At 60.6% G+C, this 22173-nt stretch carries 21 protein-coding genes; 13 read left to right on the plus strand and 8 right to left on the minus strand.

The window, feature by feature from the left end; genetic code table 11:
• Nucleotides 1-14: 14 nt before the first annotated feature.
• From ACWFVE_RS04400 to ACWFVE_RS04410, 3 genes are read right to left on the minus strand one after another with little or no spacing between them, the layout of a single operon-like run.
• Complete coding sequence (locus ACWFVE_RS04400) at nt 15-797, minus strand: FkbM family methyltransferase (protein ID WP_447528076.1); 783 nt, start codon at nt 795-797, stop codon at nt 15-17.
• Entirely contained in the window at nt 797-2779 is a 1983-nt protein-coding gene (mdoH, locus tag ACWFVE_RS04405) for a glucans biosynthesis glucosyltransferase MdoH (protein ID WP_447528077.1), read from the minus strand. The genes ACWFVE_RS04400 and mdoH overlap by 1 nt, the downstream gene beginning before the upstream one ends.
• The gene (locus tag ACWFVE_RS04410; RefSeq protein WP_447528078.1) at nt 2772-4289 is read right to left on the minus strand and encodes a glucan biosynthesis protein; all 1518 of its coding nucleotides are present in this window, start codon (nt 4287-4289) and stop codon (nt 2772-2774) included. Before ACWFVE_RS04410 ends, mdoH begins: the two co-directional genes overlap by 8 nt.
• Before the next feature lie 243 nt (nt 4290-4532).
• Here ACWFVE_RS04410 and ACWFVE_RS04415 point away from each other — a divergent pair, with 243 nt between their 5' ends.
• Nucleotides 4533-6113 carry an alkaline phosphatase gene (locus ACWFVE_RS04415; protein WP_447528079.1) on the plus strand — a complete coding sequence of 527 codons (1581 nt, stop codon included), beginning with the start codon at nt 4533-4535 and terminating at the stop codon, nt 6111-6113.
• Between the two features lie 25 nt (nt 6114-6138).
• Here ACWFVE_RS04415 and ACWFVE_RS04420 read toward each other — a convergent pair whose 3' ends face one another.
• The 3 genes from ACWFVE_RS04420 to ACWFVE_RS04430 form a co-directional block, all read right to left on the minus strand.
• A complete protein-coding gene (locus ACWFVE_RS04420) occupies nt 6139-7074 on the minus strand; it encodes a lysophospholipid acyltransferase family protein (RefSeq protein ID WP_447528080.1) in 936 nt (311 codons plus the stop codon).
• A gap of 3 nt (nt 7075-7077) precedes the next feature.
• Nucleotides 7078-7479, minus strand: a complete 402-nt coding sequence (locus ACWFVE_RS04425; protein WP_447528081.1) for a DUF4870 family protein — start codon at nt 7477-7479, stop codon at nt 7078-7080.
• A 137-nt stretch (nt 7480-7616) separates the two neighbouring features.
• A complete protein-coding gene (locus ACWFVE_RS04430) occupies nt 7617-8000 on the minus strand; it encodes a VOC family protein (RefSeq protein WP_447528082.1) in 384 nt (127 codons plus the stop codon).
• Between the two features lie 341 nt (nt 8001-8341).
• Between ACWFVE_RS04430 and ACWFVE_RS04435 the strand changes: the two genes are divergently transcribed.
• From ACWFVE_RS04435 to ACWFVE_RS04450, 4 genes are all read left to right on the plus strand, one after another.
• On the plus strand, nt 8342-9727 hold the full coding sequence (locus ACWFVE_RS04435; RefSeq protein WP_447528083.1) for an MFS transporter: 1386 nt from the start codon (nt 8342-8344) through the stop codon (nt 9725-9727).
• A gap of 136 nt (nt 9728-9863) precedes the next feature.
• On the plus strand, nt 9864-11648 hold the full coding sequence (locus ACWFVE_RS04440; RefSeq protein WP_447528084.1) for an acyl-CoA dehydrogenase: 1785 nt from the start codon (nt 9864-9866) through the stop codon (nt 11646-11648).
• 23 nt (nt 11649-11671) lie between these two features.
• Nucleotides 11672-12445 (plus strand): enoyl-CoA hydratase/isomerase family protein, encoded by a 774-nt coding sequence (locus tag ACWFVE_RS04445; protein WP_447528085.1) that lies wholly within the window; start codon nt 11672-11674, stop codon nt 12443-12445.
• A gap of 121 nt (nt 12446-12566) precedes the next feature.
• The gene (locus tag ACWFVE_RS04450) at nt 12567-13268 is read left to right on the plus strand and encodes a glutathione S-transferase family protein (RefSeq protein ID WP_447528086.1); all 702 of its coding nucleotides are present in this window, start codon (nt 12567-12569) and stop codon (nt 13266-13268) included.
• Between the two features lie 42 nt (nt 13269-13310).
• Here ACWFVE_RS04450 and ACWFVE_RS04455 read toward each other — a convergent pair whose 3' ends face one another.
• A complete protein-coding gene (locus ACWFVE_RS04455; protein ID WP_447528087.1) occupies nt 13311-14690 on the minus strand; it encodes a GntP family permease in 1380 nt (459 codons plus the stop codon).
• 225 nt (nt 14691-14915) lie between these two features.
• On the opposite strand from ACWFVE_RS04455, the gene ACWFVE_RS04460 reads away from it, so the two are divergent.
• The 4 genes from ACWFVE_RS04460 (at nt 14916) to ACWFVE_RS04475 (ending at nt 17601) form a co-directional block, all read left to right on the plus strand.
• On the plus strand, nt 14916-15455 hold the full coding sequence (locus ACWFVE_RS04460; RefSeq protein ID WP_447528088.1) for a YaeQ family protein: 540 nt from the start codon (nt 14916-14918) through the stop codon (nt 15453-15455).
• Between the two features lie 160 nt (nt 15456-15615).
• Nucleotides 15616-16608 (plus strand): lipid A deacylase LpxR family protein, encoded by a 993-nt coding sequence (locus tag ACWFVE_RS04465; RefSeq protein ID WP_447528089.1) that lies wholly within the window; start codon nt 15616-15618, stop codon nt 16606-16608.
• Nucleotides 16609-16652: 44 nt separating this feature from the next.
• Nucleotides 16653-16997, plus strand: a complete 345-nt coding sequence (locus ACWFVE_RS04470; protein WP_447528090.1) for a hypothetical protein — start codon at nt 16653-16655, stop codon at nt 16995-16997.
• An 82-nt stretch (nt 16998-17079) separates the two neighbouring features.
• Complete coding sequence (locus tag ACWFVE_RS04475; protein WP_447528091.1) at nt 17080-17601, plus strand: DUF421 domain-containing protein; 522 nt, start codon at nt 17080-17082, stop codon at nt 17599-17601.
• Between the two features lie 84 nt (nt 17602-17685).
• On the opposite strand, the gene yghU is transcribed toward ACWFVE_RS04475, so the two are convergent.
• Entirely contained in the window at nt 17686-18543 is an 858-nt protein-coding gene (gene yghU / locus ACWFVE_RS04480) for a glutathione-dependent disulfide-bond oxidoreductase (protein WP_447528092.1), read from the minus strand.
• A 200-nt stretch (nt 18544-18743) separates the two neighbouring features.
• Here yghU and ACWFVE_RS04485 point away from each other — a divergent pair, with 200 nt between their 5' ends.
• From ACWFVE_RS04485 to ACWFVE_RS04500, 4 genes are all read left to right on the plus strand, one after another.
• A complete protein-coding gene (locus ACWFVE_RS04485) occupies nt 18744-19439 on the plus strand; it encodes an aspartate/glutamate racemase family protein (RefSeq protein WP_447528093.1) in 696 nt (231 codons plus the stop codon).
• A gap of 202 nt (nt 19440-19641) precedes the next feature.
• Nucleotides 19642-20157, plus strand: a complete 516-nt coding sequence (locus ACWFVE_RS04490) for a gluconokinase (RefSeq protein ID WP_447528094.1) — start codon at nt 19642-19644, stop codon at nt 20155-20157.
• Nucleotides 20158-20239: 82 nt separating this feature from the next.
• Nucleotides 20240-21238, plus strand: a complete 999-nt coding sequence (locus ACWFVE_RS04495) for a substrate-binding domain-containing protein (RefSeq protein ID WP_447528095.1) — start codon at nt 20240-20242, stop codon at nt 21236-21238.
• Nucleotides 21239-21306: 68 nt separating this feature from the next.
• Complete coding sequence (locus tag ACWFVE_RS04500; RefSeq protein WP_447528096.1) at nt 21307-22146, plus strand: MOSC domain-containing protein; 840 nt, start codon at nt 21307-21309, stop codon at nt 22144-22146.
• Nucleotides 22147-22173 lie beyond the last annotated feature (27 nt).

Here is a 22173-nt window from a genome sequence, read left to right on the forward strand (position 1 = left end):
CTCCTTGTGCGTTGTTAGGCGTTTGAGGTCATCAATGGGTGGTCCGCTCGGCAGGCGTATAGATCGCCAGAGGCGAGCCCGTCGGCGCCTTCGTCGAGCCATTGGCGCAGCGCCGCGGCCGTTTGCCACTCGGCAAAGCGAAAATCGCGCTGCTCGCCGGCCACGGCGTTGAAGCGGTAGTCACCCAGGCGCTCGATCTCCCCGACGCAGGCGTGGCTGACCTGCAATACACCGGCCACGAACTCCACCGAAAGCGCCGCCACCGGGTGGTTGAGCCCCTTGAGCACCTCGGCTTCGAAGCCTTCGACATCGATCTTGATAAAGCAGGGCAGCCCAAAACGCGCGATGAGCTGGTCCATCGTGGTCACCTCGACGCGCAGCGTCTGCTCCCAGGCGATGCGCTGAAAGCCCGGGTTATGCGTGCCTATGTGGCTGCGCCACTCATGGGCCAGGGTAGAGAGCGTAGGGTTGGCGGTGCTGATCGCGATATCGGCGTAGCCCGCCTCGGGGCCAGCAGCCAGCGAGAGCAAGGTGATATCGTCATGTCTGAGTACGCGTCGAAACCACTTGGCCAGTGTTGGCTGAGGCTCGAGGGCCACGACTCTGGCGCCCAACGCTCGAAATGCTGCGCTGCGATCACCCAGATGCGCGCCGATATCAAACGCCACGTCGCCTGGCGTTATGAAAGGGTGATAGAGGCGCCTTAGCCCTTTTTGACGGCCAGGGCGCCAGTAGACGATGAGTGAACGCGCCACGCCGCCGGTGCTTTTGAGCCTTTGCAGCAGCGAGTGCGCCATCAATGGGGCTCTTTGGCCGAGTCGTCGACGGTGGGCTGCTTGTCGAATCGACGAAACGACTGGCAGGGCATATCCCCCAAAAGTTCGCAAGGCAAGGGGTACGTGGCACCCTCGAGCGGCGTGTCCTGGACGTATTCATCGCCGCTTCGCGCGCCCAGGGCGGCGAAGTCGTTCAAAAGCGCGGGTTTGAAAGTAATGCTGGGGGTTTTCAGTAGCCCCAGGCGGTGGCTGATGACCCCGCCCCAGGTACCGCTGCTTGAATACTTGACGATCGGCGCGGCGGCGATCAACCCAAACCAGGCCGGGGCCAGCCAGGCAAACGCATGAGGCGAGAAGAGATACATCACTCCGGCCCAGGCGACACCGCATACCGTCATCCAGCCGGTATGCCACCAGGCCTCGTGCCAGGCAAGTGAGCGCTCACCCCGATGCTGGGTTTGCCAGTCAACAGAGCGGCCCAGCAGTACATTGAAGATGAAAAGGCTGTGCCAGGCCATCATCAGCGGTGCGATGAGGGCGGCGAAGAGCAGTTCGACCAGCACGCTGACGACGAGCTTGAAGCGCCCACCAAAGGCCCTGGGGGACTGCACGAGGGTCAGCAGTAACCCCAAAAGCTTGGGAGCGAGCAGCATGAAAAGCGTGACCGATAAAAGCCCAAGAGAGAGGGGTTTGGGTAGGGCATGGCCCGGGGTGGCGGTCATGGCCTGAACGCATACCAAAAGGCTGGTGCACACCAAAAGCCCCAGCCACACCACCGATGAGAGATAGGCGAAGGCGCCGAATAGAAAATGCAGGCGGCTGATCGGGTGAAAACCGGCGCCGGTCAACAGGCGAAGGTGCTGCAAATTGCCCTGGAGCCAACGTCGGTCGCGTTTGGCAAAGTCTAAAAGGTTACTGGGCATCGCCTCGAAGCTGTTGTGATTCGCGCCGGTAGGCGGCGCCTGGGACGAGACGGCGGTGGTTGCGCCGGTATCCAGCAATACTTTCCAGCCGCCGCGCTTCAAAAGCGCGGCTTCCACGAAATCGTGGCTCAATAGTTCGCCCCCCAGGGGCGCCTTGCCCGGTAGGGCAGGCAGCCCCGCATGCGCCATAAAGGCACGGGTGCGAATGATGGCGTTATGCCCCCAGTAGTTGGCCGCGTCTCCTTGCCAAAAGCTTTGTCCGGCGGCCAGCATCGGGCTATAAAGAGCCGAGGCCAACTGTAAACATCGGCCAAAAAGCGTGTGCTGGCCAACGGGAATGGGAACCGTCTGAATGAGACCGACATTGGGCTCACGCTGCATGCGATGCACCATGTGCAAAAGCGTGGCGCCACTCATCAGGCTGTCGGCATCGAGTACCACCATGAAGTCATAGCGTCGCCCCCAGCGCCGGCAGAACTCGGCGATGTTGCCCGCCTTGCGCCCCTGGTTGTTTTCGCGGCGGCGGTAGTAGACGTTGATTTGCCCGGCCAGGCGTTGTTGTAACGCCGCGACGTGGGCCGCCTCTTCCTCGGCCTGGGACGCATCTCGCGTATCGCTTAAAATGAAGACGTCGAAGTGTGGATGAAGCTTGTTTTCGCCGCTTTCAACTGTTCCGTCCTGGGCGTTGGCTTGACCCAAAAGCGAGCGACAGGTGGCTTCGAGACCGGCAATGGTCGGAATCGGCGGCTCGGCGTAGATCGGCATCACCAGGGCGGTTTTACTGACCAGCCGGTAGGCGTTCGGCGGGGCCGGGCGCTGACGACGAAGTGTCAGCGGGTCCAGGCGAAGCGCGCAGATGACGAAGCCACACACCGCTCCCCAAAAGGCCATGGCGATCCAGCCAAAGGTAAGCACGAACAGTGTCAGCAGTGCGATTTGCCAGCCCAGGGCTAAATCGGCGACGACCCGTGCCATTGCCCAAAAGCCCAGCGCACTCGAAGCAAGCACCGCAAAGGCGTAAAAGGCGCGGCGACTTCCAAGCCAGGGGATACGAACATCGGTATTGGGTTGTTCAGACATCGGGGTACCACACGTAATTCCAGGTTTCGCTAATCGGTGCACCGTTCAATTCAAGCCGTAAACGGATGTCGGTGGCGGCATCGGTCGGGATACGGAAGCTGGCGCGCCACCGGTTATCGGGCAGTGCCAATACGTGCGATTCGCTCACATCGCCGTTGTTGGTCTCGATAAACAGTTCGATGTCCGCGTCCTCGCTCAAGCCATCGAGCTCACCACCCTCGAAATCCACGATGAACTGGCGCTCCTCGCGCACGGCGCTCGCTTTCGTAATACCCACTTGGCCCTGGCGGGTGCGAAAAACCCGGGCCTGGGTGTTGGCTTCGGGCACGTCGTCGAGGGTGTAGGTGCGATAGTGCAGCGTGCGCGATTCGCCGGCGTTCAATGGCGCGTCCGCCACCCAGTACGCGACGATATTGTCGTGGGTTTCATCCGGGGTCGAGATCTCGATCAGTTCCACATGGCCCGCGCCCCACGCTTGCAGCGGCTCCACCCATTGGCTCGGCCGGCGGTGGTATTGCGCCTCCATATCCAGGTAGCGGTCGAAGTCGCGTTCGCGCTGCATCAGACCAAACCCCGCCGGCCCCTCGTCACTGAACTGGGAAAGGCGTAGCGTGTCCGGATTGCTGAGTGGGCGCCATACCCACTCGCCGCCGCCGGTATGCAGTAAAAGGCCGTCGGAGTCGTGCACCTGGGGGCGAAAGTCGTCGGGCGGATTCGATGTGACCTCGCCGAAGGCGAACATGCTGGTGAGCGGTGCGACGCCAAGTTTATCGATATCGTCGCGGGCGAAAAGCTCGGCCTCGATCTCCAGGTGGGTTTGCTCCCCCGGGGTGAGCGTAAAGCGATAGGCGCCGCTTAGCGAAGGGCTATCCATCAGCGCTAAAAAGGTCAGGGTGGTGTCGCCTTCATCGGGTTTGAAGAACCAGAATTCGCGAAACTCGGGAAACTCCTCCTGTTCACCGGCGGCGGTGTCGATGGCAAGCCCCCGCGCCGAGAGCCCATAGCCCTGGTCGCGTCCTGCCAAGCGAAAATAGCTGGCGCCCAAAAAGACCGCGACCTCGTCGTGATACGCTTCGCTATTGAGCGGGTAATGCAGGCGAAACCCCGCGTGGTCGCTACCGGACAGGTCGTCTTCCAACAGTGCTTGAGCTTCACCCTCGTAGATATAATCGTCACTGGTAAAGCGCAGCCGCTCGACGTTGTCACCGTCGATGACGTTGAGTTTGACTGGATGTAAAAACAAAAATCCGCTATGAAAAAGCTGCAGTGAAAATGAATCGTTTCCGCGCCAGTAGGCACGCTCGGGATCAAAGCGAATCTGGCGGTAGGCATCGTAGCTTAAGTTCTTCAAGGCACTAGAGAGGCGCGGCTTCGGCGGCTCGTAAGGCGCTGCGGCCAGGGTTTCAGCGCGTGCGATCACATCGTCGAACAGGGCGTCGCTTGCTTGAACAAGCGGGGCATTAACCACGCCCAACGCCACGATCCATTTCGCGCCAAGGCGACCTTTCATGAGTGAGTTCCCTTCGTATAAAGGCCTGATTAATCGAAAGCCAGGCTTTAAATGTATTTTATTGCTATAGGAGGGCCTGGTGTTTTGACTACCACTATTTTGCCAAGCACAGTTCCGTTATCCTTGAATTTCAAACCTCTATATTAGATTGACGATTAATGTCCGTCCGGTCAACGCAGCGTTAACTATACGGTGTTACGGCCTTTCTCGCCTAAAAGGTTTTTTCAGGGTGTCGACCTATTCATGCTCCGCTTTTTAATCGCAGCTCTAGCGCTTAATTTTCTGCTCGTCGCGCCCCTGTGGTGGCGTTTCGAGGCTCCCGGTGTAGTGCTCATTGCGCTGGAAGCGTGGGTTCTGGCCCCGTTACTGATGCTGATGCCGGTAGGGCGTGTGCGCCGCTTGCTGATGGTGCTCATCGTCGGCTGGGCAGGGCTTGTCAGCGCTGCCAACCTGGGCGGCGCCGCTACCCATACGGCGTTTGGCCGCTCGCTCAACCTGTATCTCGATGTTCCGCTGCTGCGCTCTATTTATCATCTGCTAGTAGGTAATGTAGGCCAGTTGGCCGCAGTTTTCATAATGCTGCTGGGCGGGTTCGTCTTTTTGGGCGTGCTCGTTTTGGTGGGCTGGTTGCTTTCACCCAAGCGTTCGCTTGCGTCACGGCGCCTGCCGGGGCTTCTCGCCCTGGGGGTTGGGGTAGGCGCGCTCGTGCTTGGTGTATTGACGTATAACGGCCACCGGGTGCTGGCGAATTCAGCGCTGCCGATGGTCGATGTCACGGGTTTTCAGGCCGAGCAGATAGCCGCCACGCATCGGGCGCGGCAGGCCTTCGAAGACCAGCTCGAGCAGGCGCCGCTCGAGGCGCAGCCACTGCCGGGTCTTTCCGGGCGTAACGTGCTGCTAACGTTCATCGAATCCTACGGGGTGACGGCGCTCGACGACCCGCGCTATGGCGCGCTCATTCAGACAACGCTCGAGGAAATGGAGGAGCGCTTGCAGGCGCGTGATATCGGCGTGGTCTCCGGTCTTTTAGAGGCGCCGATCCGTGGCGGCCAGTCCTGGCTTGCTCACGCCAGCGTGTTGAGCGGGCGATGGATCGATAACCAGCTCTGGTATCGGCTCATGCTGGATAGCGGCCACTCCACCTTGGTGGACGATTTCCACGCGACCGGACAGCGCTCGCTCACCGTCATGCCGGCCATTACGCTTGCCTGGCCCGAGGGCGTCGCCTACGGGTTCGAAGAGATCAAAACCGCGCGCAATATTCCCTACGCCGGGCCGATGCTCAACTGGGTGACCATGCCCGATCAGTTCACCCTGGATTACGTCGCCCGCACCCAGCTCGACGATGCCCCGCTTTTCGCCCAAATCACGCTCATTTCGAGCCATGCCCCCTGGACACCGATACTGCCCGTGCTCGAGAACTGGTCGATGATTGGCGACGGTGGGATTTTCACCCCTTGGGAAAACGCTGCCGACCCGCCCGAGGTGCTCTGGCAGGATCTGGAGCGTATTCGCGACCACTACGGCTGGTCGGTGGATTATTCGGTCAAAACCACCGGGCGCTTTGCCGAGCGCGTGGTGGACGACGACACGCTCTTGATCGTTCTCGGTGACCACCAAGCGGCGCCGCTGATCACCGGCGAAGAGGCGAGTGCGGCGGTGCCGGTGCACGTTTTCAGCAAGGATCCGGCGCTGCTGGACGCCTTTCGTGCCCGCGGCTTTATCGATGGCACCCTTCCGCCGCTCGATGATCCCTTTAGCGCACCGCGAATGAGCGAGCTGCGTCACTGGTTGCAGGAAGATTTCGGCGCGCCGGCGCCTTGAGCAGGGTTAGCGGGTGTGGCGGGTATCAGTAAAGGCGATATTGCTTGACGTTTTTAAGGCCCTGGGCCTCTTCGACGACCTTGCGATAGCGCTTGTACTCCCACTGATACTGCTCCGGGGCGAGCGCAATCGAGGCTTCGACACTTGCGTTGACGCCGGTGGCCGACGTGACGTCCTCTTCACTGTAGACGCGCTCGTCGGCATCCAAAAAGTGGATCACGAAGCCCTTGCCCGGCACGCGAAGCGCTACGCCGGTAACGACGCGCGCCTGGGTGCGCACAACGAGCTTGGGTAGCAGGGTCGCGGTGTAGGCCGGCCGGCCGAAAAACGGCGCGAAAACGCCGCTGCCCCAGTTGGGTTCCTGGTCGGGCAGGATACCGATCGCCTCACTGCGTTTGAGCGCCTTCAATAGGGCCGCCACGCCGCGCGGGTTAGTGGGTACCAGGCTTGCGCCCATGCGCTCGCGGCCGTGGCGAATGATCGGCTCCAGATCGTTGATCTTGGGGGGCTCGTACATGGCAGTGAAGGGAAAGTGGCTGGAGAGCCAGAAGTTGAGCACTTCCCAGTTGCCAAAGTGGGGGGCGAGTACGATTACGCCACGCCCCTCGGCTCGGGCACTGTCCAACTTGTCGCGGCCGTGCACCTCGACGATCGATGCGGCGACTCTTTCCGGCGCGGCCATCCACGCGAAGCCAAGCTCCAGCATGGTGGCCGTGGAGTGCTTGAGACTCTGTTTGGCGAGGTGCTTTTGCTCTTTGGCCGTAGCAGAAGGGTAGACCTCGTTGAGGTTGAGCTCGGTGACGCGGCGCTCACGCTTGCTAAAACGGTAAACCTGAGGGCCGAGCAGCGACGCCACGCGCCAGAGGGTCGTCAAGCGCCGCCGGGAAAGAGTCTTCCATAGCCAAGCGATCACGCGCGCCTGTAGCGCCCCGCGCCGCGTACCGCGATCCTCGTCCTGCATGGATCAGATGAGCCAGGTATCGACATTGGAAGGCGCGCGTCCTTCTTGCAGCGCCTTGAAACCGACGACAATGCGGACGATCATCCAGACCGCGAGTAGTACTAACATGAGTATGCCGATGACAAATAAGAACAAGAATAATGAGATGACACTGTAAACCATGCCGATCCAGAAGGTACGGATTTGATAGCGGTAGTGTTCATCGAGCCATTCGGGGCCTTTGCCGCGATAGACATAAGCAATGATCAGCCCCACCAGCATCGTAAAACCACCGGTGACGTAACCGGCGAGATAAAGGGCATAGTTCACCATGACGAAGGTGGTGTCGGGCTTCTTGGCGACGCTGCCTGTCTGTGCTTCGCTGCCTACGACATCGCCGTTCAGTGGGGTGTTGTCATCTTGCATGGGTACTCCTGTTGTTACAAATGTTTTTACAAACAATGGTGTCCAGCATCTCGGCGATGTGGTTTGAAGGCGCTATGATAGCGCGAATGACAACCGGTATCATCGGTGGAGAGTAACTTTTTCTTAGCCTTCTCGGTTCAACGTCCCAGCGGGCGGCAGATTTCCAGCAGGTTGCCGTCCGGATCGCGCAGATACACCGACTCGATCGTGCTACTCGCTCCTTGGCGCTGTACCGGGCCAAGCTCTATCTCGACGGAAAGCGCCTCGAGGTGGTCGATGAACTCCTCCAGCGGCAGTTGGCAGCGCAGGCACAAGTCCAGGCTGCCCGGCGTGGGCGTAGCGGAAATCGGCGCGATATCGGTATCCGTTTGATGCAGGCGAAGCGCGGTATCGCCCAGCATCAGGTCCACCCGCTGGGCGTCGCGGTAGCGCACGTCGAGCCCGAGCACGCGGGAGTAGAAATCCACGGCGCGGCCCATGTCGGTTACGGTTACTACTAAATGGTCCAGGCCTGTCAGCATGCCACCTTCCTTAATACGTTCCTGAAAAGATTATCGTGATCCAGGGCTTTCTTGATCAGTACCCAGGATGATACGCCAGCCTGGTCGCTGAGTGTCAGTTAATCATTGGCCGGCGAGCCAGGTAGTACTTGCACCCTTGCAATATTACCGTAAACGCCGCGTCGGAGTGGATAAAGGACGGGCTCTCTCAGCCGATAGTTAACATGCGATATAAAAAGCGTTGACTTTAAAGCGCCGAGCGCAATAATTGCGCGCCCGTTTTCTTGCCCTGTGTGTGTACCGGCAAAGAAACGGCCGGTACGGTACTCAATACCATTATGGCAAGGCAAGGTGAGGTGGGCATGTCGCGGCAACTGTTGGCTATGGCGCTTGCGCCGTTATTAGGGCTTTTCATTCTGGGGATCGGCAACGGCTTTTTGGCCACGCTGATCACCCTTCGCCTGGACGCGGCGGGCGAATCCGCGACGCTGATCGGTGTCGTGTCGTCGGCCTACTTCATTGGTCTGGCGTTTGGCGCCATGTTCAACGACCGGCTGCTGGTGCGCATTGGCCATATTCGCGCTTATGGCAGCTTCGCCTCGCTGGTCGCCGTAACCGTTTTGCTGCAAGGGCTTTTCTTCGACCCCTGGGCATGGTTCGTGCTGCGTTTGATCGGCGGCTGGGCCACGGTGGGCGTCTACCTGGTCATCGAGAGCTGGCTTTTGAGCGCTGGCGATCAAAAGGTGCGCGGCCGGCTGCTCGCCCTTTATATGATTTCGCTCTACGCCGCCGGGGTGGTGGGCCAGCTTCTTTTAGGCGTGACCAACGCCATGGGCGTGACCGCGCCTTTCATGGTGATCGGTATGCTGGCGTCGCTTTCGGTGTTGCCCATGGCGATGATTCCCCGCGTCTCCCCCTTGATCGAACACGCCGAACCGCTGCCGCCGCACCGGCTGATTACCATGACCCCCACGGGCGTGGTGGGTAGCCTTGGCTCGGGCATGGTGGTGGCCGCTGCCTACTCGCTTTTACCGCTTTACCTGCAACGCATCGGCATGAGTGTGGGCCAGGTCGGCCAGATGATGGCCGTGTTGATCCTCGGAGCGATGCTGCTTCAATACCCCATTGGTCGTTGGTCAGACCGTCACGACCGGCAAATGGTGCTGATAGGTATCAGCGCGTTCTGTATCGTGATTTCCGGTGCGATGCTCTGGCTGACGCTTTCGACCCCTGTGCTGGCCGTATTGTTGTTTTTGCTCGGCGGTGGTGTGTTCGCCTTCTACCCGGTGGCCGTGAGCCACGCCGCCGACCGGGCGCCCGCCGGCGCTTTGGTGCGCATGAGCCAAGGGCTTTTGCTGATCAACTCCATCGGCGCGACCTTGAGCCCGCTACTGATTTCCCCGGTGATGACGTCTGTTGGCGACGCCGGGCTTTTCTGGGCGTTCGGCGCCATGAGCCTGTTCTTTTTGCTGTTCTTTGGCTGGCGGCGAAGCGTGCGCCCGGCACCGCTACCGGTGGCGCCGTTTACCGCAACAGCGCCGATGTCCAGCGCTGGCGCCGAGCTGATCGTCACCGAGGAGCTGGTTCAAGGGGCGCTGGAGCACGAGCACCTGGAGGACCTCTCCCAGGTCGTTCCGGAGGTGGGCGTGGCGGAGCCGATGGTGGGCCCGCCGGCCGAGGACGAAGCGCACATTACCTACTACGACGATGTCGAGAGCGTTCATCGCCCCCAGGTGCCGACGCTTTAAGCCAGTAAAGGGCACCGGTGAATCCAGAGTGTGTGATACCTTGGGCGAATAGTGTGCAAACGCTCGTTTGACTACCATGCTGTAGTTAACGATTACGCGTTTTCAAACGTTACTTCACCTGGGTTGAGGGGTTGCCATGAAGGATTATGTCGCGCCGGTTCGCGATCTGCGCTTTGTACTCGAAGAGATGCTGGCGCATCGTTCGCTGGCGTTGCCCGGCTTTGAAGAGGCCACGCCGGATCTGGTCGAAGCCGTCCTCGAAGAGGCCGCTAAACTGGCCGGCGATGTCTGGGGCCCACTAAATCGCGTAGGCGACCAGCAGGGCGCCACGCGCCAATCGGACGGCAGTGTCACCACGCCTGAAGGCTTTGCCAGCGCCTACCAGGCCTACGTTGAAGGTGGCTGGAACGGCATCGGCGTGCGTGAAGCGCTGGGCGGCCAGAACCTGCCTGAAGTCGTGGCCAGTGCGGTGCAGGAAATGCTTCACGGCGCCAATATGGCACTGGGTCTATGCCCCATGCTCACCGCCGGCGCGATCGAGGCCCTGGCCCACCACGGAAGCGACGCGCTCAAGGCGACCTACCTGCCCCACCTGGTCGAAGGGCGCTGGACCGGCACGATGAACCTGACCGAGTCTCAGGCCGGGTCGGATCTTTCCAAGGTGCGCACCAAAGCCGTTCCCGAAGGCGATCACTACCGTATCAGCGGCCAGAAAATCTACATCACCTGGGGTGAGCACGACGCCGCGGAAAACATCATTCACCTGGTGCTGGCCCGCAAACCCGATGCGCCGGAAGGCAACAAGGGCATTTCACTGTTTTTGGTGCCCAAATTTCTCGTCAATGACGATGGCTCGCTCGGTGAGCGTAACGACGTCACCTGCGCCTCCATCGAGCACAAGCTCGGCATTCACGGCTCGCCGACCTGCACGCTCAGCTTCGGCGAGCAGGGCGGGGCGATTGGCTACCTGGTGGGTGAAGAGGGGCGCGGGCTCAACCATATGTTCACCATGATGAACGAAGCGCGCCACAAGGTCGGCATTCAGGGCATTGGCGTGGCAGAACGTGCCTGCCAACACGCCGCGGATTACGCCCAGGAACGCGTTCAGGGGCGCCTTTCCAGCGCCCGCGGCGGCAAGGAGTCCACGATTAGCGAGCACCTGGACGTCAAGCGCATGCTGCTCTCCATGCGCGCGCGTACCGATGCGCTAAGGGCGTTGGCACTTTACTGCGCCGGCCAGCTCGATATTGCACGCCGCAGCGATACGCCCGCCGAGCGCGAGTCCGCCCAGGCGCTGATCGACGTTTTGATTCCCATCGTCAAAAGCTTCTCGACCGACCAGGCGGTGGATATCGCTTCCCTGGGCATTCAGGTGCACGGCGGCATGGGCTACGTGGAGGAGACCGGGGCGGCCCAGCTTTTGCGCGACGTGCGCATCGCGCCCATTTACGAAGGCACCAACGGTATTCAGGCGCTAGACCTGGCCGGGCGCAAGCTCCAGCGCGATGACGGCTCAGCGCTTACGCGCTTGATCGAGCGCGTCGAGCAAACCGCCAGCGCCTTGGGCGATGACGCGAGCCTGGCGCATCTGGGTGAAGCGCTCGGCCAGGGCGCCCAGGATCTGCGCGCGGCGATGGCCATCGTGCTCGAGCAGGGCAAGGATTTGGATTGCGGTGTCGATGCGGTTCAGGCCTACGCCACGCCGTTTCTGAACCTGGCCGGGCACGTCTTCTGCGCCTGGCAGATGGGCGAGGCGGCGCTTGCCGCTACCCGTGCGCAAAGTAGCGATTCGTTCTACAAGGCCAAGCTTGCCAGCGCGCATTTCGTCATTACCCAATGGCTGCCGGTCGGTCGGGCCCAGCGCGCAGTGATCGAAGCGGGCTATGAGTGCCTGATGGATGTCGATGGCGACCCATCCTGATCCCTAATAAAAAAGGAGCCAACATGAGCGAACAGGTAATTGAAAAAAACGACAACGACGGCGTCGTAACACTGACGATCAACCGGCCCAAGGCGCTGAACGCGCTCAATGGCGAGGTGCTCGACGCGCTTGCAACGCACCTTGACGCCCTCGAGCGCCAGACCAACCTTCGCCTGGTGCTGCTCACCGGCGCCGGGGAGAAGTCCTTCGTAGCCGGGGCGGATATTACCGAGATGCGCAACAAGGACCCGGAGCAGGCGCGTGCGTTCGCCAAACAGGCGCTGGGGACCATTAAGCGTCTTGAAACGCTGCCGGTACCGGTCGTGGCGCTGGTCAACGGGTTCTGTTTGGGCGGCGGCTGTGAACTGGCGCTGGCCTGCGACTGGGCGGTGGCAAGCGATAACGCCGTGTTCGGCCAGCCCGAGGTATTACTAGGCGTGATTCCAGGCTTTGGCGGCACCCAGCGTCTGCCGCGCCGGGTCGGCCCCGCCCTGGCGATGGACCTGGTCACCACCGGGCGCAAGATCGACGCCCAGGAAGCGCTGCGTATCGGCCTGGTCAATCGCGTCATGCCCCAGGCGGAGCTTGCAAACTACGCCGATGAACTCACCCAACAGCTCAAGGGCAACGGCCGCCAGTCGGTGCGCGCCGCCAAACAGGCGGTGCACGACGGCATGGACCAGGACCTGGACAGCGCCCTGGCGCTGGAAACGAGCCTGTTCGCCCTCTGCTTTGCCGGCGCCGAGCAACAAGAAGGCATGAGCGCCTTCGTCGAAAAACGCCCCGCAAAGTTCTAATTACATTGTTCTAATTACATTGTTTTCATTTCATTAACGCTCGCACCGTTATTAAGGGGTGGCCCAAGGGTCACCCCTCTTTTATGCTCGAAGGCTCTCTCATTAAATGCGTGGTGCTGCGATGTACGATCTTCATATCGCCAATAAAAACTACTCCTCCTGGTCGCTTCGTCCTTGGGTGTTAATGACGGCCCTGAACATCCCCTTTAACGAACACGTTACGCCGTTTGAAGGCGGTGCGGGGGAGAGCCACGACAGTTTCATTCGCTTCTCGCCCTCGGCAATGGTGCCTTGCCTGGTGGCCGCTGATGACGAGGCGGGCCCGGTGTGGGACTCGCTGGCGATTATCGAGTATTTGGCCGAGGTTCATCTTGGCGTGTGGCCGGAAAACCGCGCCGCCCGCGCCTGGGCACGCTCGGCAAGCGCTGAAATGCACAGCGGTTTTGGGGCGCTGCGCGGCGAGTGCCCGATGAACTGTGGGGTGCGCGTTAAGCCAAACGCTTTTTCAGCGGCGCTGGAAAAGGATCTGACGCGCCTGGATGCGCTGTGGCAAGAGGGACTCGAGCGTTTTGGAGGCCCCTTTTTAGCCAGTGAGCAGTTTAGCGGCGTCGATGCTTTCTTCGCCCCGGTCGCGTTTCGCGTACAGACATTCGGATTACCGCTAAGCGAGCGCTCGCGCGGATACGTCGATCGCTTGCTGGCGCTTCCCGCCATGCGGGCCTGGTATGAAGAGGCGTTAGCGGAAGCTTGGCGCGAGCCTAATCATGAGAAAGACACACTCGCGAACGCCACTTTATTAAACGATGAGCGTAGCAAGGCATAATGAAGAGGCGGGCAGCGGCCCGCCTCTGGTAGGCAAACGGTTTTAAAACAACAGGAAAATCAGGTAGGCGAAAATAAAGCCGACCAGCGATTCAAGTGCTTGCTGGACCGTCCAGGTCTTGAGCGTGGTTTTGACATCCATACCCAGCAGTCGACCGACCAGCCAGAAGCCCGAGTCGTTGACGTGGCCGGCAAATACCGAGCCCGCCGCGGTGGCGATGGTGATGGCGACGACCTGCATATCCGTGAAGCCTCCTCCGATGACGGCGGGGGCCATCAGACCCGCCGCGGTGACCAGTGCGACCGTGGCCGAGCCCTGCGCCAGGCGCATGATGACGGCGATTACGTAGGCCGCCACGATCACCGGCAGCCCCAGGTCACTGAGCGAGCCGGAGAGCGCATCGCCAATGCCCGAGGCGCGCAGAACGCCGCCGAACATGCCGCCAGCCCCGGTGATGAGCACCACCGAGCAGATCGGCCCCAGCGACGAATCCAGCACTTTTTCGAGCGCATTGCCCTCCACGCCGCGGCGGTGCCCCAGTACCAGCATGGCGACCAGCGTCGAGATCAAAAGCGCCACGGGCGTGCTGCCAAGGGCGCGTAACAGCTGAAACCACGCCTGGCCGCTGTCGACCGCGCCGAGTGAGCGCAGGAAGTCGAGGCCGGTATTCATGAAGATCAGCAGTAGCGGCAGCAGCAGCATGAAGAGGATCGTGCCTACTGCCGGCGGGTTGGTAATCTCTTCATCCTTGACCTCCCCAAAAAGCGCCTTGCCTAGCGGGAAAGGGTGACGTTTGGCAACGATTTTGCCCCACATATAGCCGGACACCCACCAAAGCGGCAAGGCGATGACCACCCCGGTAAGCATCAAAAGCCCCAGATTGGCGTCGTAGTACTCGGCGGCGCTGACCGGGCCCGGGTGCGGGGGGAGGAACACGTGCATCACCGAAAACGCCGCGGCGGCGGGCATGGCGTAAAGTAGAATTGGACCGCCCAGTTTACGCGCGACGGCGAAGATGATTGGCAGCATGACGATCAAGCCGGCATCGAAGAAAATCGGAAACCCCATCAGCAGCGATGCGATGCCCAGCGCCAGGGGAGCGCGCTGCTCGCCGAACAGCTCGATCATCTTGTCGGCCAGCACGCGCGCCCCGCCAGAGTGCTCCACCAGCTTGCCAAGCATGGCGCCAAGGCCCACCAGCAGCGCCACGGCGCCAAGCGTTCCCCCGAAGCTGTCGACCAGGGTGGGCACGATGGCATCAAATGGGATGTTGGTCGCAAGGGCGGTGAGAAAGCTGATGACGATCAAGGCCAAAAAGGCGTGTACCTTGAACCTGATGATCAGCAGCAGAAGTAGCAAAACGGCTACTGCGGCAATTCCCAGCAAGGGGCCCGCCGACATCGTTTGCGTCCATCCATCCATGAGCGTGCTCCAGGGTCAGTTGTATTGGGCCATCGGCAGGTAAATGTTATCGGTAACATTGTGGTGTTTGCATGGTAGAGCATGACCCCGGACACGAAACACTCGACCTTGGTTTAATACCTCCCGTATAAAGCGACCCATGGTTTGCGCGCGCCATGCCTGGAAGCGGCGCGAGGGCGGCGCAAATCCGTTACACTAACGGCCACATTAAACCGGACGACCTCAATGGCTTTAAGCGCGACCCCCTATAAAGTGGATCTGAACCTGACCGACCTGGACCGCAACGTATTCGAAACGCTGCGTTTCACCGTGGCCCGGCATCCTTCCGAAACCGAAGAGCGTCTGTGCGCACGCCTTTTAGCGTTTGTTCTCTGGTATAGCGAAGCGCTCGGTTTTGGCCGCGGGCTTTCCGACGTAGACGAACCGGCGCTTTGGGAGAAGAGCCTGGATGGCCGCGTGCTTCACTGGATCGAGGTAGGCCAGCCCGACGCCGAGCGCCTGACCTGGTGCTCGCGCCGCGCCGAGCGCGTTTCGCTGCTCGCCTACGGGCGAACCGACCAGTGGGAGGCAAAGGTCTTGCCAGGCGTTGCCTCGCTCAAGAATCTACACGTGGCGAGCTTGCCCGAGTCGGCCCTTGCGGCCGTGGCCACCGACCTTCCCCGAGCGATCAACTGGGCTATAATGATCAGTGATGGCTCACTATTTGTGACCGACGACGCCGGGCAGCACGAAGTCACCCCGAACTGGCTGATTCGCGAGCGCTAAGACGCCGCTTGTATCGCTATCACGCTCAATGGATTGACGCGGGCCTGGAATCATCGAAGGGAAAAGTGCGCGCGCTAAATAAATTTTTAGTAGCATACAGCCAAAAATGTATATAAGCGTCTACGCTTACCGGGTCCCCGAACGCCTCAAGGAACGAAACATGAACGTATCTTCTGCCAAACGGCGGAACGCCTTTGCTATTGCCGCTTCGTTTTTGCTGCTCTCACCGCTCGCCGCGGCCAGCGACAGCGACTTTACGCTCAAGGTCGAAAACGACGGCCTCGCCAGTAGCGACGACAACCATTTTACCAGCGGTTTCGAGCTCAACTACGGTTACACCCCGGACAACGAAAGCTGGACTCAGCGCATGGCTACCGCCTTGCCCGATGCCGTCATCGGTCGGGCCGACCAGGTGGCGTTTCGGCTGGTGCATCAGATCTATACGCCGGAACTGATCGAAGTACCCACGCTGATCGAGGATGACCGACCTTATGCCGGTTTGGTATTTGGTGGCATGTCGTTTTACGAAGACACACCCATTACCCAGAACATTACTCGGGCTACGGATCTGCACCTGGACGTAGGCCTGGTAGGGCCGTCCTCCCAGGCCGATAGCATTCAGCGCGAAGTGCATAGCATCACCGATAGCGACCGGCCGCGGGGCTGGGACAACCAGCTAAGCGATGAGCCGATCGCCAACGCGACCCTGCGCCGCCAGTGGTGGATCGACATGCCGCTGGCCGGCAAGCAGTTCGCCCACGGCCCGAGCCTGGGCGCGGCGCTGGGTAACCTTTATACCTACGCAAGTGCGGGCTACGGCGTGCGCTGGGGCGATGACGCCAGTGGCGTGCCCACGATTACGCCTAACCCCGGCAATCGCGGGCAGTTTGAAAGCACCCACGGCTGGCAGTGGTACCTGTTTGCCAACGTGGACGGCTACTACATGGCGCATAACCTGACCCTGGACGGCAACGTTTTCTCGTCGAGCCACTCGGTTGATCGCAAGGAGTGGGTGGCCGACGCCTCCGCCGGGCTGGCGCTGGCCTACGACGACTGGCAGGTCAACTACACCGCGCTCAAGCGTACCCGGGAGTTCGACGGTCAGGAGAGCCACGACACCATTGGTTCGATCACGCTGACCAAGCGTTTCTAGGTCGTTGAAGCGTCGTCAACGCCGTATCTGACGAGGGCCGTTGTATGCCAAAAGCGCCATTTCCTCATACCCCGGATGGCCGCTACTTCGTGGCCAAAAACCGGCTATGGCGGTGCACCGACCCGCGCCTTGACGAGGACGAAGAGCAAAAGCACGTCAACGCCTTGATGAAGGCGCGCCGCGCGGTCAAAACCGCCAAGGACCAAAACGACGAGCAGGCGTTGAAAAAAGCCCGGGCCGACGTGCAAAGCGCCAAGGAGGCGCTGGGCGAACGTGGCCCGGTCTGGTGGGACGACGGCGCGCCGGACGAGAACGAGCGCGCCCCTAAAAACAGCTCCTACGCCGAGTGGTGGAGTGAGTACCAAAAGCGCCATGCCGGCCCACAATGAGTCCGAAGTAATCCCCGCTGACGGTCCTGGATCGAGTGACTACACTCAACGTCCATGAATCGAAAACGGCGGCGTATTACGTATGGACATGATGTTTTTTAGCGGTTGGGAAAGCCTGGTACGCACGCTGGTGGTGGGTGTGCTGGCCTACTTCGTACTGATCGTCTTTTTGCGTATTTCGGGTAACCGTACGCTCTCCAAGATGAACGCCTTCGACATGATCGTGACGGTCGCGCTGGGCTCGACTCTTGCCACGGTGCTGCTCTCCAAGGACGTGGCCTTGGCCGAAGGCACGCTGGCCCTGGCCCTTCTGATTGCGCTTCAGTACCTGATTACCTGGCTCAGCGTGCGGGTGGGCTGGGTCAAGCGAGCGGTGACCGGCGAGCCACTGATGCTGCTCTATCACGGCGAGCTTTTGGTAGACGCGCTGTACAAGGCCCGGGTGACTGCCGACGAAGTACGCTCGGCGGTGCGCGCAAGCGGGCTTGCCCATATGAACGAGGCCGCGGCGGTCGTGCTGGAAACCGATGGTTCGCTCTCGGTGGTGACTAGCCAGGCTCCCGGCGAGCGCACGAGCCTTCAAGACGTTCGCGGTCCGCACTAAAGGCGCTAACATTTTGGTGGGTTCTCAACGCAAAACGGCCCTCTCGAGGGCCGTTTTGCTGTGCGATGGGTAAGCGGTCGACCCTTACACTTTATCCTGGGTCTTGTGTTCGAAGTCGCTGGCGTCGTGGCGCTCGTGAAGCTGCTCGCTCTCATCGCCCCAGGTCTTGTTGACCATGCGGCCACGCTTGACCGCCGGGCGCTCGTCGAGCTCCTCGGCCCAGCGAATCACGTTTTTGTAAGTCTGCGCCTGGAGGAACTCCGCCGCTTCGTAGACCCGGTTTTTCACCAGTGCCCCGTACCAAGGGTAAATCGCCATGTCGGCGATGGTGTACTCGTCACCGGCCATGTAGCGGTGGTCGGCCAGGTGGCGGTCGAGTACGTCGAGCTGGCGCTTCACTTCCATGGTGTAGCGATCGATCGGGTACTGATAGCTTTCCGGCGCGTAGGCGTAGAAGTGGCCGAAGCCGCCGCCCAGAAGTGGCGCGCTGCCCATCTGCCAGAAAAGCCAGGAGAGTGTTTCGGTACGCTTGGCCGGGTCAGTCGGCAAAAAGGCGTCGAACTTCTCGGCCAAGTACAGCAAGATCGAGCCCGACTCGAATACCCGCTGGGGCGGGGTAACGCTGTGATCCATCATCGCCGGAATCTTGGAGTTCGGGTTCACCTCCACGAAACCGCTGCCGAACTGATCGCCCTCGCCAATCTGAATAAGGTGGGCGTCATAATCGGCTGCCTTGATGCCCTTTTCTAAAAGCTCTTCGAGAAGGATGGTCACCTTGACACCGTTGGGCGTGGCCAGCGAATAAAGCTGAAGCGCATGCTTGCCAACCGGCAGCGGTTTTTCCTCCCGTGCGCCCGCCGTCGGGCGGTTGATATTCGCGAATTTGCCCCCGTTACCGGGTTCCCACTCCCAAACACGTGGCGGTGTGTAGCTATCGCTCATCAAAACGGCTCCTGGTCTTAACAATCGTCTTTAGCGCCACCTTTTTAATGAATGGCGCTCTCGAATATTAACATGCTCTAAACGTAGTCCCTCACCCATCATGAAGCTAGTGAAAACCCGCTATAGGACGTATATGCTTAATTAATTTGCAGCCAAACGGTCCAATTCAACAGATCCATTTCAACGGCGGGAGAGGCGATATGCGAACGATCGGTGTGCTGGGCGGTATGAGCTGGGAATCCACCCAAAGTTATTACAAAGCGCTGAACGAGGGGGTCAACGAGGCGCTCGGGGGCTTACACTCCGCCTCGATCGCCATGTTGAGTGTCGACTTTGCCGAGATCGAGGCGCTTCAGCGCGCAGGCGATTGGGACGGTGCAGGCAAGCACCTGGCCGAGGCGGCCAAACGGGTAGAGGGGGCCGGAGCAGGCTGTTTGCTGTTGGCCACCAACACCATGCACAAAGTCGCCCCGGCTATCGAACAGGCGATTCGAATTCCGCTTCTGCACATAGCGGACGCCACCGGCGAGCAGTGTCAAAAGGGCGGCATCAGCCGCGTAGGGCTTTTGGGCACGCGCTTTACCATGGAGCAGGATTTTTATAAGGCGCGCCTCAAGCAGCGCTACGGTATCGACGTGGTGATTCCCGATGAAGGTCAGCGCGAAAGCGTTCACCGGGTGATTTTCGAAGAGCTCTGCCGCGGCAAGATCTTTGATGCGTCCCGCCAACGCTATCTCGAAATCATCGATACTTTAAAGGTGCAGGGTGCTGAGGCCGTGGTGCTGGGCTGTACCGAGATTGCGCTGCTGGTCGACCAGACGCACACCCCCGTGCCGCTGTTTGATACGACCGCACTGCATGCGCAAAAAGCGGTGGCCTGGGCGCTCGAAGAGTAAACCGCCAGGCCCTGGACGTTAGTCGCAAGCGGCCTTTATTGCTTTGACACCGCCGAACCGGGTCGTTAGCCTTTCAAAAAACCGATGTTACCGGTAACAGTTGTCGTCGATACACCAAATCCGCTATTCATCAATCCGCTACTCCTCCGGCTTTGAAGCGGTAGAGCTTTAAAGCACGGAGTGCGCACCTGGAGAGAAACCAATGCCCGCTACTTCGTATCGTATTCTGGTCATGGGGGCCTCCGGGTGTGGTAAGTCCCTGGTCGGCCAGCACGTAGCCGCTTCGTTAGGGGCGCGGTTCATCGACGGCGACGACTATCATTCGCCCGCCAACGTGGCCAAGATGTCCAACGGTACGCCCCTCGATGACAGTGACCGCCAGGCGTGGCTGACGACGCTTTCAAAGCTATTTGCCAAGTATCGCCAGCAAGATGAAAGCGTGGTCATCGCCTGCTCCGGGCTCAAAAAGCGCTACCGGGAGCTTTTACGCGAGGGTGACCCGGGGCTCAATATTCTGTTTTTGGAAGGCAGCCAAGCGCTTTTGCGCGAGCGCCTGGAAACCCGCGAGGGCCACTTCTTCAAGGGCGACAACATGCTGGCAAGCCAACTGGCCGATTTGGAAGCGCCGGGAGAGGATGAAGCCGTCACCCTGTCGATTGCGCTGGCGCCGGGGGCGATCGTCGAGGGGTTCATCAGCCGTTTGGCCGAGCCGGCCTGATATTGGCGGTTTTCACACGCGGGATGGCGTCGTATGCTGGATCAGTGAACGCGCCAGACCAACGCTTACAAGGCCCGCCAGTGTGAAGAAAAAACGCCCTACGTTACAGGACATCGCCGAGCGCGTTGGCGCTACGAAAATGACCGTCAGTCGCTGCCTGCGCAATCCGCAAACCGTGTCCGAGGGGCTTCGCGAACGTATTTTTCATGCCGCGGAGCAGGTGGGCTATATACCCAACCGCGCCCCGGAGCTTTTATCCCGCGCCAAGAGCCACTCGATTGGCGTGCTGGTGCCATCGCTTACCAACCAGGTGTTTGCCGACGTCATCGTGGGGATCGAGGCGTGCGCCGAGCCGGCGGGTTTTCACCTGATGCTGTCGCATTACGGCTACAGCCCGGCGCTCGAGGAGCAGAGCCTGGCGTCGCTGCTCTCCTATAACGTGGACGGCGTGATTCTTTCCGACCACGAGCACACCCCCAGAAGCCTGCGTATGCTGGAAACGGCGGGCATCCCCATCGTCGAAATCATGGATACCTACCGTACTCCTTTGGAACTGGCGGTAGGCTATGACAACGTGCAGGCCGCCGATGATATGGTGAGCGAGATGATTCGTCGGGGCCGGCGTCGGGTCATCTACCTGGCGGTTCGCCTCGATGAGCGCACCCGCCAGCGCGAGCAGGGCTATACCAACGCCATGACCCGCCACGGCTTGGCGCCGGTGACGCTGCAAAGCACCACGCGTTCTTCTTACAGCGTAGGCGCCGAGCTGATGCGTGACATCATCGCGCAACACCCCGACGCCGACGGCATTTTTTGCACCAACGACGACGTGGCGGTAGGTGCTTACTTCGAGTGTCTGCGTCAGGGGCTTCGCGTGCCCGAGGCGCTGGCGATCGCGGGCTTTCACGGTCACGATGTCGGCCAAGCGATGACGCCCCGGCTCGCCAGCGTAATCACACCACGCCAGGCGATTGGCGAGACGGCGGCGAAGGCGCTGATCGCGCGCGTTCAGGGGCAAAAAGAGTCCGCCACCAGCGTTATCGACCTGGGATACACCATCGAGACGGGGCAAACGCTTTAAAACGTGGTGGTAAACTCCTGTATTCGCTAAAGTAGACGGCCACCATTCAGGAAAAAGCGGGGCTCTTTTTGAAGATTACAAAATTAACCGTCTACCCGGTAAAGTCGTTCAAAGGCATCGACCTGGAGCAGGCAACGCTCACCCGTCAGGGGCTGGCCTGGGACCGGCACTGGATGCTGGTCAATGAGCAGCAATCATTTGTCACCCAGCGCGAGATCCCGGCGCTTGCCTTGATTTCGGTGGCTTTGACCGAGCACGCGCTGGTGCTTTCCCATCCCGAGGCGGGCTCGATCGAGATTTCGCTCGAAAGGCCCCAAAGCCCGTTGCGTGTGGTCACGGTGTGGGGAGATGCCTGCAAGGCCTTGCCCGAAAGTGAAGACGTGACCCGCTGGCTGGTAAGCGCGGTGGGCGAACAGGCCGCCGGGGTTCGTCTGGTGCGCTTTGCTACCGAGTTCGAGCGCCCGGCTCGCGCTATCGACGGTGCAACGGCGCCCACGTACTTTGCGGATGGCTATCCGCTGACCATTGGGACCACCGGCTCGCTTGACGCGCTTAACGAGGCGCTGCGTGAGAACCAGCAGGCGCCGGTGCCCATGGAACGCTTCCGGCCCAATATCGTGATCGACTGCCCCACCCCCTGGGCGGAAAATGCCTGGCGCACGCTCAGTACCGCTAATGACGCGATTCATCTTTCGCCGTGCAAGCCCTGCCAGCGGTGTAAAATTGTCACCACCGACCAGCAAACGGGGCAAATCCCTGTGCCTGGCGAGCCACTGGCGACGCTGGTCAAGCTTAAAACGCAACCTGCGCTCAAGGGGGCCTATTTTTGCCAAAACGTTACGATTGCCAAGGGGCTGGGGGCGACACTGGCCGTGGGTGATGAGGTTCGGGTCATCGATGAGCGCTAGCGGGGCGTTAAGGCGCTCGGCACGGTT

The organism is Vreelandella mediterranea (genome assembly GCF_970647075.1).

What these genes read in the sequence shown, in the direction of transcription:
- ACWFVE_RS04430 (WP_447528082.1), bottom strand. Translation starts at nt 8,000, where the DNA reads ATGCTGACAGGCCTGGACCATTTAGTAGTAACCGTAACCGACATGGGC.
- ACWFVE_RS04450 (WP_447528086.1), top strand. Translation starts at nt 12,567, where the DNA reads ATGTACGATCTTCATATCGCCAATAAAAACTACTCCTCCTGGTCGCTT.
- ACWFVE_RS04445 (WP_447528085.1), top strand. Translation starts at nt 11,672, where the DNA reads ATGAGCGAACAGGTAATTGAAAAAAACGACAACGACGGCGTCGTAACA.
- ACWFVE_RS04420 (WP_447528080.1), bottom strand. Translation starts at nt 7,074, where the DNA reads ATGCAGGACGAGGATCGCGGTACGCGGCGCGGGGCGCTACAGGCGCGC.
- ACWFVE_RS04440 (WP_447528084.1), top strand. Translation starts at nt 9,864, where the DNA reads ATGAAGGATTATGTCGCGCCGGTTCGCGATCTGCGCTTTGTACTCGAA.
- ACWFVE_RS04415 (WP_447528079.1), top strand. Translation starts at nt 4,533, where the DNA reads ATGCTCCGCTTTTTAATCGCAGCTCTAGCGCTTAATTTTCTGCTCGTC.
- ACWFVE_RS04400 (WP_447528076.1), bottom strand. Translation starts at nt 797, where the DNA reads ATGGCGCACTCGCTGCTGCAAAGGCTCAAAAGCACCGGCGGCGTGGCG.
- ACWFVE_RS04455 (WP_447528087.1), bottom strand. Translation starts at nt 14,690, where the DNA reads ATGGATGGATGGACGCAAACGATGTCGGCGGGCCCCTTGCTGGGAATT.
- ACWFVE_RS04475 (WP_447528091.1), top strand. Translation starts at nt 17,080, where the DNA reads ATGGACATGATGTTTTTTAGCGGTTGGGAAAGCCTGGTACGCACGCTG.
- ACWFVE_RS04465 (WP_447528089.1), top strand. Translation starts at nt 15,616, where the DNA reads ATGAACGTATCTTCTGCCAAACGGCGGAACGCCTTTGCTATTGCCGCT.
- ACWFVE_RS04435 (WP_447528083.1), top strand. Translation starts at nt 8,342, where the DNA reads ATGTCGCGGCAACTGTTGGCTATGGCGCTTGCGCCGTTATTAGGGCTT.
- ACWFVE_RS04485 (WP_447528093.1), top strand. Translation starts at nt 18,744, where the DNA reads ATGCGAACGATCGGTGTGCTGGGCGGTATGAGCTGGGAATCCACCCAA.
- ACWFVE_RS04490 (WP_447528094.1), top strand. Translation starts at nt 19,642, where the DNA reads ATGCCCGCTACTTCGTATCGTATTCTGGTCATGGGGGCCTCCGGGTGT.
- mdoH (WP_447528077.1), bottom strand. Translation starts at nt 2,779, where the DNA reads ATGTCTGAACAACCCAATACCGATGTTCGTATCCCCTGGCTTGGAAGT.
- ACWFVE_RS04470 (WP_447528090.1), top strand. Translation starts at nt 16,653, where the DNA reads ATGCCAAAAGCGCCATTTCCTCATACCCCGGATGGCCGCTACTTCGTG.
- ACWFVE_RS04425 (WP_447528081.1), bottom strand. Translation starts at nt 7,479, where the DNA reads ATGCAAGATGACAACACCCCACTGAACGGCGATGTCGTAGGCAGCGAA.
- ACWFVE_RS04410 (WP_447528078.1), bottom strand. Translation starts at nt 4,289, where the DNA reads ATGAAAGGTCGCCTTGGCGCGAAATGGATCGTGGCGTTGGGCGTGGTT.
- yghU (WP_447528092.1), bottom strand. Translation starts at nt 18,543, where the DNA reads ATGAGCGATAGCTACACACCGCCACGTGTTTGGGAGTGGGAACCCGGT.
- ACWFVE_RS04460 (WP_447528088.1), top strand. Translation starts at nt 14,916, where the DNA reads ATGGCTTTAAGCGCGACCCCCTATAAAGTGGATCTGAACCTGACCGAC.